Consider the following 11656-nt stretch of genomic DNA (forward strand, 5'->3'; position numbering starts at 1 on the left):
TTGAAAATCTATTTTATTTATTGAGCAAGTCCGGTATTTTTTACATTCTGACCTTTCATAGGCCAAGGTGAATCCGCAGGACCGCTGTCATCGACAGATATTTTGAATAATTTAATCACAGAATTATTGCTAGCTTCTACGAAAACAGTTCCATCTTCTGAAATAGTTGGAGAGTTCACCACATTATCTCCTAATTCTAGTGCTTTAATTTGTCCCCCTACAGGATTAAGTATATATAAAAATCCGTCGGTTGAACCTACATATACATTCCCATTCACATCAACAGCCGGAACACTTTCAACAATTTCTGCATCATAGGTCCAGTTCACTGATCCGTCTGCAGGATTTAAGGACAACAGTCCTCCTTTTGAACCTACATACAAATCTCCTGCAGGACCAATGACCACCCCGGAATTTGCAGCATCATCCACATCTATCTGCCATTTTATGGCTCCGGTTGCTCCTTCATCTGAAATAGCTACAACTTGCGTATTAGTAGTGTAATAAACCGTACCATCGGCATCCATTGATAAGGATGTCCCATGAATACCGGCACCAGGACCTACAGGAGCTTCCCATTTTTGTGATCCATCTTCTGTATTGATTGCCCATATTTGTCCATCGTTGGTATTGAGAAAGTACACTGTACTTTCATCCGCACTGATAACAGGAGCGGCATAGAATGCACCTACACCTGTAATCTCCCAGCGTTTCTCCCCATCTGAAGTCCAGGAATATACTCCTCCGTTAGTACCTTGAGCCCTGGAACCATGATAAACATTCCCCTGAGAATCTATAGCTGGGGTATTATTGGATACATCAGTACCAATTGCACCGCTCCAAATTAGGGCACCATCTGCTGCATTAAGCTTATTAATGGCGAAATCATCATGCCAGGCATTAATATAAATATTACCATCTGGACCTATAGAAGGAGCATTCGGAAGTTCCGCTCCAACTGCAGTGGAAGCCCATTTTAATTCCGCACTTTCCCCCTGATCGGTCACAGCAACAATTTTGCTTTCCTCTCCTGCACGAGATTCTGTATAATATATAGTACCATCATCTCCAATTACCGGTGCACTCGAACCATCATTGATATTCCCAACCACAGTATTAGTCGTGAATTCCCAGGTGATTTTTGCAGGAAATTCATCTGGTGGTGGTGGTGAAACAGTGATTCTTCTAGAGCTTTCCATTGAAATTCCTGTCGAATTAAGAACCTTTAAAACCACCTTGTAGGTGCCTGCGGTTTGGTAAGTGAAATAAGGGTTTCTTTTATCTGAAGTTGAACCTTCAGCATCTCCAAACTCCCAATACCATTTTACAATACTTCCTGAGTTTTCCTCAGGATCGGCATAAAACAATATTTCCTCTCCTTCTATAGGAGCAATTGGAGAAAGGTTAAAATCTGCACTTGGTGCCTGAGCATCTACTATTTCATCATCTTCGGAATCGCAGCCGAAAAAAAACACGGCCAACAATAGTGGGAGCAATAGAATTTTTAAATTTCTCATCATATGTTGTATTAAAATATTTTGTTGTACTGAAATTTCCTTGGTTATAGGTATACAGTTAAAAATCTACCATCCGGGATTTTGTCCCAGGTTAGGGTTCCTTTCTAATTGTGGAAGAGGCACTGGAAACAAATAGTTTTTAGATGGATCAAAAGTTCTATTATTAGAGACTATAATAAAACCATTCTCATCAGTACGTAGATTAGAAAGATTAAGATAATCTGGAAGCCATTCTACATTTGTGCCCTTAACATCCTGAGCTAATAATTCTCCTTGCCTCCAGCGAATAATATCAAAATAACGTTGTCCTTCCAAAGCTAATTCTACTCTTCTTTCTCTATGGAGCTCTTCTCTGATATCCAAACCTTCTGCCTCTAATTCTGCCAAAACCATATGTTTCATTCCAACTCGATCCCTTAATAAATTTATGGTCATATCTACATCGGCTTGGGTTAGTTCCTCTTGCTCTAAACGAGCTTCGGCATATGTAAGCAGTATTTCAGCATACCTCATTAAGATGATATCATTAACATCCCTACCTACCTGGGCAACAGTAGAAGGTTCTACATATTTGGTAAAATAGTAACCCGTAATTGTTGTTGCCCCCCTGCGGTCTGACTGAAATTTTGGTACTTCGAAAATTTCAGGATGATCATTGGACGGATCATTATCCAAATGTTCTTTGCTACTATCATATCTTCCTCCCCATAAAGAACCTGGCTCAAGAATAGTCTGAGTCATACGAGGATCTCTATTTTGAAAAACCTCATCGTAATTATCTACATTGTATAAGGGTGATTTTTCTATAGGTAACCCATCAATCATTAAATAACTGTCAACAAGAGATTTAGTAGGATTCCATCGGACGACTTGATCTGGTACTTGAATTTCCCGGCTTAGATTATGATCTGTAACTCCTGTGAGGGAAAGTCTGGAAATGATGGTCTCTCTATTGTTCCCCCCAGATAGGTTTCCGGCATAAGTAAAAAGTTCTTTATAGCTAGTTTGAGGATCTCCATTAGTATAGAGTTGGTAAGTACCCATATCCATTACAGCTTTTGCAGCCTGCTCAGCCACATCCCAGCGTTGGTTATAAAGAGCGATCCTCGCTTTTAACCCAAGTGCAGCAGCTTTGTTCATTCGACCTCTGTTCGCTCCTGTAGGTATTTCTGCAGATAAATGTTGTGCTGCCAAATCCAGATCTTCCATTAAAAAATCTACTACTTCTTCTCTTGGATTGCGAGGTCCAGATAATTCATCAACGGTTAATGTTTTAGTTACGAGAGGCACATCTCCCCAAAAATTAGTAAGATAACTATATCCTAATGCCCTAATTACTCTTACTTCTGCTGCAAGTTCTTCTTTTCTTTCGTCGGGCACATCTGCTTTTTGATAATTTTCAAGAAAAGCATTTGCCTGGCGCACAGCGGTAAACTGACTTCGCCATTCATTATTTAAAGTTCCAAGGTCACTTCCAAAATTTCCGCTGCCAATAAGCTGGTAAGAAATTGTAGAGGGCCATATGGTATTATCTCCCATATTCTCCATATCTACCGTGTTCTTTTCTTTAACATTTGCATAAGCAGCATTAACAGCCAACACGAGATGTTCTTCTGTTTTCCAGAAGGTTTCATTTGTAATTACATCCAAAGGTGCACGTTCCAGAAAATCCTTTTCACATGATGCAAACAAAATTGTGCTCAAAAAGAGACCAAATATGATTTTCGTTTTCATAATATATTTTTAATTAAAGTTGACATTCATTCCAAAAACCAGGGTTTTCACCTGCGGGTAAAAATCACCATCACTTACCGGAGATTCTGGATCATACCCATAAAAGAAATTAGTTTTCGTCCATAAATTATCACCAGAGGCATAAAATCTTAATTTATTTATTCTTAATTTTTTAGTTAAAGGAGATGGCAGGGTATATCCTATCTGCACGTTCTTCAATCGTAAATACGATGCATCCTCTAGCCAATAAGTTGACAATCTTTGGTTATACGTTTGTTGGTATGATAAACGCGGATAACTAGCATCCGTATTTTCTGGTGTCCATCTGTCCAGGTGAACTTCTTGCGGAAAACTGCTTTCAGAAATTAAAGCATGCCTTGCAGAACCGTACAAATAACCATTTACTTTACCAACTCCCTGAAGAAAAAATTGGAAATCAAATCCTTTAAATCCTAAATCTCCCCGAAATCCATAAGTGTATCTTGGAATATGACTACCAATAACCTTACGATCCCCTTCAAGTGTTATTTCACCGTCTCCATTAATATCTTTATAAATAATATCTCCTGGGGCTACAGGATCACTGGATATATGTGGAAAATCTGCCTCAAAGCTTGAGTTGTTAGGATTAAAAGAAAAATCATTTTCTTGTGCTAAGCGATCTGCAACTAGACCGTAAAAAGCATCCAGAGGTTCTCCAACCATCCTGATTCGATCCCCAACCGTCGGATCCGTCCCTCCAAGATCAACAACTCTATTTCGTACATCTGAAATATTGAAATTAGCACCATAGCTTAAATCACCCAGGTTATCATTCCAGTTGACCTGAAATTCCCAACCTTTATTCTCAATTTTTCCAGCATTCTGAACAGGATACGGTGCACCGAACACATCCGGTAAAGGAAGTGTAAGAAGTATATTCTCCGTTTCATTAATAAAATAATCAGCAGTAAGTTGTAATCTATTATTGAAGAAAGCTAAATCCAGACCTAAATTCTTTTTTATTGCAGATTCCCAGGTTAATATTTCATTTGCTACTACAACTTGCCTATAACCTATCGTATTTTCATAACCTATCGGCATGGTACCCACAGGTCCTAAAATATCTAAATAAGCCCAGTCCCCAATTTGATCATTTCCCTGAGTACCGTAAGAGGCTCTTATTTTTCCAAATTCTAAAATATCATTTATACCTTCAAAAAACTTTTCATTGGTAAATATCCACCCCAATGATGCTGAAGAAAATAATTCCCAACGTACATCCTTGGCGAATCGGGTGGAACCATCATACCTAAAATTCGCTTCAGCTAGATACTTATTATTGAAAGCATAATTCACCCTTCCAAATAGAGACTGAAGAGCATTTTGATATGCGCTACCACTATTCAATTGATCTTCTGTTCCCAGATTGATATGACCAATCTCCTGAGAAGCGAGATTTGTTCTAGTAGCTGCAAAATTATCTCCAATAGTTTCTTCCTGAGAAGCTCCTAATAGGAAATTAGTATCGTGGACTTCATTAAAAATTTTTTGGTATTGTGCGGTCGCAATAATTGTTTGATAAATTGAAGTATAATCCCGGGTATCAATTTTATTTGGGTAATTATTTCTGTAAATTAAGGATCCGTCCTCCGGGCTATAATAATTTACAGTTCTGGAAAAGATTGTTCTTTTTGAATTGGAACGTATAATACCATATTGACCTTTCAGGCTAAATCCATCAAAAAGCCTTAAAGTAGCACTCACATTTCCAGTTAATTCTTGAGAAGCGAAATCATTACTACCCCCATCTGTCGCAATAGCCACAGGGTTACGCTGACCACCTAAGTACCCCCATCCCCCAGTTGTAAATCTGACAGGCACTAAAGGTAAAATAGAATGTGCGGCTGAAATAACACTCGTCCCACCTGATGAACCTGCATAATCCCGTTCTATATAACCAAGATTACCATCTATATCCAGTTTATCCATCAGGGTGGTATTTAACTTTACTCTTATATTATGACGATTTGCTTTAAAGTTATCGCCCGTTATAAGACCGCCTTCCTTTAACAAACCATAAGATAAATAGTAATTAAAAGTTTCTTTGCCACCATTTATACTAATATTATGATTTTGTTGAGGAGCATAGTCCTTATATATTTCTTCAATCCAGTCAGTATTTGCAAAATAATTAGGATCGCTACCACTTCTGGCAATTTCAATATCTTCCGAAGTGTAAGTAGGGTTTCTTCCTGCATTAATCATGGATTCATTTAATAACTCCATATAGGTAGCGGAATCTACAAAATTGGGTAGGGCAGTAGGTTTTTGTATTCCATAATAGCCACTATATGAAAAAGTTGTTTCACCACTACCTTTTTTGGTAGTTACTAATATTACCCCATTTGCCCCACGTACCCCATAAATAGAAGAGGAGGCTGCATCTTTTAATACTGAAATACTTTCTATATCATTTGGATTAAGTATATCTAAATTTCCTCCTGGAATTCCATCGATTACGACCAAAGGTGATGCATTACCCCAAGTTCCAATTCCTCTAACTCGAATTGTTCCTCCATTATTCCCAGGCACCCCTGAGGCACCTGTAATGGTTACTCCGGGCAATAATCCTTGAATAGCATTAGAAATATTTGTTACTGGCCTGTCTTCTATTGCCTCAGCTTCTATTTGGCTCACGGCTCCGGTTAGATTTGCCTTTTTCTGAGTTCCATACCCTACAACCATTACCTCATCTAAACTTTGTACGTCGTCAACAAGCGTCACTTCAATAAAATTCTGGCCGCTAAAAAGGATTTCCTGTTGCTCAAATCCTATAAAGGAAAAAACCATTATAGAGTCACCTTCTACTAAGTTTCTGTCTGAAACAGTTAAATTAAAACTACCTTCAAAATCAGTCATCACACCCGTTGAAGTTCCTTTTAAATATACGGATACTCCAGGAAGAGGCACTCCTGTTTTATCAACTACAACTCCTGAAATAACCGTTTCTTGAGCAAAGGTTTTTCCATTTGCACAAAATATAGAAAGTAATAGTAATAATTGAATAGTTTTTTTCATAATTATAAAGATTAAATCCAATTTAAAGAGACTAATGAAGCTAATATATAAAATATTATTAAATAATGTTAGCACATTAATTAATTTTTTTAGTTAATACATATTTATCCACCTATTTTATTGATTAATGGTGTTTATTTTTATCATTAGAACTAAATCTTATTTTATATCCTTTAATAGAATAATATCCAAGAAACAAATAACAAGGAATGACAATCCAGTAAGCAGTCTTAGCGTTAAATAAATCGGCCAAATAACCATACCCTAAAGGGATGATAGCACCTCCAGCCAGAGCCATAATTAAAAATGAGGAACCTATTTTAGTAAACTTTCCTAATCCATTAATAGCTAATGGCCATATTGCTGGAAATACAAGAGCGTTAGCCAAACCAAGAAGAGATATAAATAAAACAGAAATGAACCCTTCTGTAAAAATTGCACACGAACTAAAAACTATCCCAACAACTGCCGAGGTACTTAGAGCTTTTTCTTGGGAGATGTATTTGGGTATTATTACAATACCTATTAAATAACCTACAATCATTGCAACTAAAGTATAGGTAGTAAATAACTTAGCAGTGCCAGAATCAATGCCCAAAGAAAGCGCATAACTGATAACTGTATCGCCCGCAATAACTTCTACTCCTACATATAAAAACATTGCTAATGCTCCTAATAGTAATTGTGGAAACTGAAAAATATTTTTCTTCCCTATGGTTTGTTTTACTCCAGTTTCCTTTTCCGTATCTGTATCTACATCTGGCAATGGAGAAAAGTAAATCATAATTGAAAGAAATATCAACACCCCCATCATAATAAGATATGGCAGCACTACACGTTGAGATAACATGTCCAAGCTTTTTTCCTTTGCTTCCAAATTCATATTACTTATTTCATTAATTACCCCATCCATATTATCCAAAAGTATCGCTCCTAATACAATTGGTGCCAGCGCACCTGCTACTTTATTACAAATTCCCATGATGCTAATGCGTTTAGCTGCGCTTTCTATAGGCCCAAGGATTGTTATATACGGATTTGCAGCAGTTTGAAGAACTGCCAGCCCTGTACCTAGGATAAACAATCCTAAAAGGAATACCTCATAGGTTCGTGTATAGGCAGCAGGAATAAATATAAATGCACCAATTGCCATAATTAATAACCCAAGAGACATCCCCTTTTTTAAACCTGTAATTTTTAAAATCCAGGCTGATGGCAGGGCCATGACTAAATATGAAATATAAAAAGAGGTAACAACAAAATAAGATTGAAAATTATTAAGCTCACATGCGATTTTGAGATATGGAACTAATACTGAATTGAGCCAGGTTATAAAACCAAAAATAAAGAAGAGAATACCTATAATCATTATTGAACGAAAAGTACTTTTCCTTTCAGCTTTTACAGGTATAGAATTCGAGTTTTCATATTTCATAATTAAATATATTTAAATAATTTTTTGATTTATTTAAAAGCAATTTAACTATTTTTTTAATTAATGTAGTTTGATTTAAATATATTTTATTTTTATTACTATAGCAAACATAAAACCTTGAAAAAAATATTTACCTATTGTATAGTATTGGAAATAACTTCCCGGAGAAATGATATGATTTAGTAAGGAAATTTTTATCTTCAGATTGGAAAAAAGAATATCTGTTATTCGGGATTATCTGGACCCATAGGATTGTTGATCCATTATTTAACTAAAGTACTCCATATACGTTTCATTGATTATTTCAAATTCAATCAAGAAAAAGAAAACTTACCCAAACTCCTAATACAAGATCCTTGTAAAATAGAAATTCTCCCTTTCATTGAAAGGAAGAATTCTACGGCTAACTGACCTGCTCGCCTTTACAAATCAAATCAAACTCTACTTCTTCGAACTCTCCAGAGTCGCTATATTTTTCTGAAAATTCATGAGAACTTTTGCAGGGTAAACCGCATTGTTCAACCAGAAATTCATCTTGTATTTTGTAAAATGAGTAACAAAATTACCGTCATGATATTGTTGTACCACCGTAAAAGTATTGGCAATTGACTTAGCCTTTGCCAAATAAATGTCTTTTCCGGTGACTTTATAAGCTTCCCAATAAGTATCAATCATTATTCCTGCAGCACGACTAATTGGTCGCCAAAAGGCATATTGTTCCTGTACACTTGGGGTGATCCAATTTTGTGGATAATAGCCAGGCCTATGCTCAGAATCCGTAATGGGTTTCGGCCGTTCCCAGATTACAAACTGATCCTCAGCAAAACGAATTAAATTTTCTGCCAATTGCAGACTCTCTTTATTTTCAGCATCATTACGTAATAAATATATAGCAAGGTCACAGGCCTGTTCCCTGCTTTGATTCTCAAATTCCTGTCTTGCGGAAATATCTTCAAACTGTCCCTGCCAATTATAAGTTTTAACCGGGTTTTCCATGATATATTGAAAAGCTTTCTTAGTAGCCTCCTCTAAACCACTTACCTGGTAATCGGTGCTTAATCGGTCGAAATAATTAATCATGGCCGTTGGAATTGCTACATTAGGATCTAAATTCTTGCCTGTCTTATTGTTGATATATAAGTACCAGCTTCCATTATCCATTTGTGTTTTAAGATATGTGTCGGCTATACGCTTGGCTACATCAAGATACTTTGTATTATTTGTAAGATCATAAAGATCTAAATAAGCGTGCCCCGCATCAGCTCCCTGAATAATCATACTGCGATCATATCCCATATGTGAATCTTGATTATTAAAGTATTGAGGGTATCCATGGTAGGTGGGTGGAAAATACTCTAACGGTGCACCTTTTGGAAAGCTTAATGCTATTAAGCTATCCGCAACTGTAATTGCCAATTGTGTTGCCTCCTCTTCTTCGGGGGTATCATTAGTGAGACGTGCCTGGGTGACCGCTCCAATAATTAATGCGCTGTAAATTTTGGAGGGATATCTGTACCAGCCATAATCAGGATCTGGTTGTTTGTTTTCAATCCAATATTGAACAAAGTCTCTATCTAATAATTTTTTTAAAGCAAGGGTTGCACTGCTATCATAGGGAATGACCGGTTTATGGTAAATTCCATCAAACGGAGCAGCTCTGTAAAATTCACGAGTTCCAGCTTCTTTCAATACTTTTCCAGTATCGGATATTCCCGACACTTTTAGCTGATAACTCCCAACTGGCAAATCTTCCCAAACAGGGGATAATGCATCATAAGGATGGTCAGATTCAAAATTCCATCGTTGAGAATCGCATAATGAAACTAGCTCATAACGATAGCTCGCTGCCAGATCTACTCCTTCAAAATCAAATGCAGGTGCATAAATAAATCTTTTGGAGAACTTATTCCAGAAGGGAATACTGTCTGGAATTCCTGGGTGTATCGGTTCAACCGAGGCTTTCCAGGATATTTTCTTATAATCTTTATCAGAATCCCTAGATGGAGAGTTATCTGCCTTTTCCTGACAAGAGATACCCAATAAAAAGAGTAAAAATGTACTTATCTTTAGTACTGTTCTCATAATCTATTATTTAAACCATTTTATTTATGGTTGCTCCTAATTGTTCAATTTCCACTTTTACCACATCTCCTGGACGAAGCCATATTTTCTCAGCCATTCCCATAATCACTCCTTCAGGTGTACCGGTAAGGATCAGGTCTCCGGGTTCCAGGGTCATATGCCTGGAGATGAAAGAGATTATTTCTGCAACTGAAAATATCATATCTGCTGTATTGGAGTCCTGACGAAGTTCTCCATTTAAATAACAACGAAGCGAGAGGTTTTGACAATCGGTTATTTCATTACTGGTAACTAGATATTTTCCGAGAGGTAAAAATTTGTCAAGACTTTTGCCGAGCAACCATTGCGGGGTTTTGAATTGCAGATCCCTACAGGATAAATCATTGGCAGTACAATATCCCAGAACATATTCTAAAGCTGATTCGACAGATACATTTTTACAGATTTTTCCAATAACCACTCCCAGTTCAACTTCATAATCAAACTCCCGTCCTTCCTGTCCCAAGGTTACATCGCCGCTATAGTTCACAAGTGTATTGTTAAACTTGTTGAATAACACAGGAAATTTTGGGGGTTCCATATTGCTTTCCTGAGCATGACGCTGGTAGTTAAGACCAACACAGATAATTTTCGAAGGCTTTTTTACACAAGGCCCAATTTTCAATTCTTCCTCACGAAGGAAAGTAAGACCATCTTTCTTTTCTATCAAACTTTTGAAATGTGCCACATCATCATTAGTCAATGCCGATGTAGCATAACGTAATTTATCTTCATCACTCGCAGGAATTTCTATAATTCCCTGATCGGTATGAATACCTGGTAGGTAAAATTTGTCTTTTTTATAATATAGGATTTTCATGCTCTCAATTTATTTTAATATGTGGCCCTCCCACCAGATAGATCAAAGGTAAATCCCGTAGTAAAACTGTTTCTGCGTGAAACAATATAAAGTGCCGTATCTGCTACTTCAGCCAGTGTTCCACATCGTTTCATAGGGATTTTTTCAGTCATATAGGTAACCTGCTCATCAGGCATAGCTTCAACTAGCGGAGTTTTTATCACAGCAGGAGCCAGTGCATTTACGGTAATACCCGTCTCAGCATATTCCTTCCCCTGTACCTTGGTCATACCAATAACCGCCGCCTTGGAAGCGGAATAAGCCAGCATACCCGCATTGCCTTCTTTCCCGGCGATTGACGCTAGATGCAGGATTCTACCATAATTACGATCCAACATATGAGGGATCACTAATTTCGTCATCATAAATGCCCCCATAAAATTAAGTTCAAAAACTTCACGAAGATTTTCTTCATCCACCAGATGACTTTGAGTATTGGTAATACCCGTCATGCCTGCGCAATTAATAAGGATATCAATTTGCCCCCATTCATCCAGTATATTATTTAAAACCCCTTCAACCGCTCTAGAATGAGTAATGTTAACAGAATATAACATTACAGAGTTTTTAAAATCTTTAAATGCCTCTTCCAATCCTTCCTGATCAATATCTAATAAAGCGATTTTAGCTCCAGATTCCAATAATTTTTTTGAAATTCCTAACCCAATGCCTGATGCTGCTCCTGTAATAACAGCAACCTGTCCAGAAAATTTTTCCATAAATATTTAACTTTAAAAGGCATCTCCTGGTTATTACCATTAGATTAAATCAAATATAGGAGATTAGGCCATGTTAAAACTCTACTAAATAATTGAATCTTTATACTTTTATGACATTACCATGTTTTTGAAAATTTTTGAGATCCCAAAAAATAGAAGAAGAGGGATAGTCTAGTAATTTGTAAGAAAGAAATCAGTGGTGTCCGGTAAA

At 36.9% G+C, this 11656-nt stretch carries 7 protein-coding genes; all 7 read right to left on the minus strand.

Annotated features, from left to right (window positions below):
* Positions 1–17: 17 nt before the first annotated feature.
* The 7 genes from DHD80_RS06960 to DHD80_RS06990 all read right to left on the minus strand — a co-directional run bounded on the left by DHD80_RS06960 (position 18) and on the right by DHD80_RS06990 (position 11445).
* Positions 18–1517 (minus strand): PQQ-binding-like beta-propeller repeat protein, encoded by a 1500-nt coding sequence (locus DHD80_RS06960; protein ID WP_251740435.1) that lies wholly within the window; start codon positions 1515–1517, stop codon positions 18–20.
* Positions 1518–1583: 66 nt separating this feature from the next.
* Positions 1584–3251 (minus strand): RagB/SusD family nutrient uptake outer membrane protein, encoded by a 1668-nt coding sequence (locus DHD80_RS06965; protein ID WP_251740436.1) that lies wholly within the window; start codon positions 3249–3251, stop codon positions 1584–1586.
* 9 nt (positions 3252–3260) lie between these two features.
* Positions 3261–6311 carry a TonB-dependent receptor gene (locus DHD80_RS06970; RefSeq protein WP_251740437.1) on the minus strand — a complete coding sequence of 1017 codons (3051 nt, stop codon included), beginning with the start codon at positions 6309–6311 and terminating at the stop codon, positions 3261–3263.
* 124 nt (positions 6312–6435) lie between these two features.
* Positions 6436–7746 (minus strand): sugar MFS transporter, encoded by a 1311-nt coding sequence (locus DHD80_RS06975; protein ID WP_251740438.1) that lies wholly within the window; start codon positions 7744–7746, stop codon positions 6436–6438.
* 441 nt (positions 7747–8187) lie between these two features.
* Positions 8188–9828 carry a hypothetical protein gene (locus tag DHD80_RS06980; RefSeq protein ID WP_251740439.1) on the minus strand — a complete coding sequence of 547 codons (1641 nt, stop codon included), beginning with the start codon at positions 9826–9828 and terminating at the stop codon, positions 8188–8190.
* Between the two features lie 10 nt (positions 9829–9838).
* Positions 9839–10687 carry a fumarylacetoacetate hydrolase family protein gene (locus tag DHD80_RS06985; RefSeq protein WP_251740440.1) on the minus strand — a complete coding sequence of 283 codons (849 nt, stop codon included), beginning with the start codon at positions 10685–10687 and terminating at the stop codon, positions 9839–9841.
* A 14-nt stretch (positions 10688–10701) separates the two neighbouring features.
* A complete protein-coding gene (locus DHD80_RS06990) occupies positions 10702–11445 on the minus strand; it encodes an SDR family NAD(P)-dependent oxidoreductase (RefSeq protein WP_251740441.1) in 744 nt (247 codons plus the stop codon).
* Between the last annotated feature and the right edge of the window lie 211 nt (positions 11446–11656).

This window comes from Gramella sp. AN32 (assembly GCF_023718305.1).
In the GTDB taxonomy this organism is placed as follows: Bacteria; Bacteroidota; Bacteroidia; order Flavobacteriales; family Flavobacteriaceae; genus Christiangramia; species Christiangramia antarctica.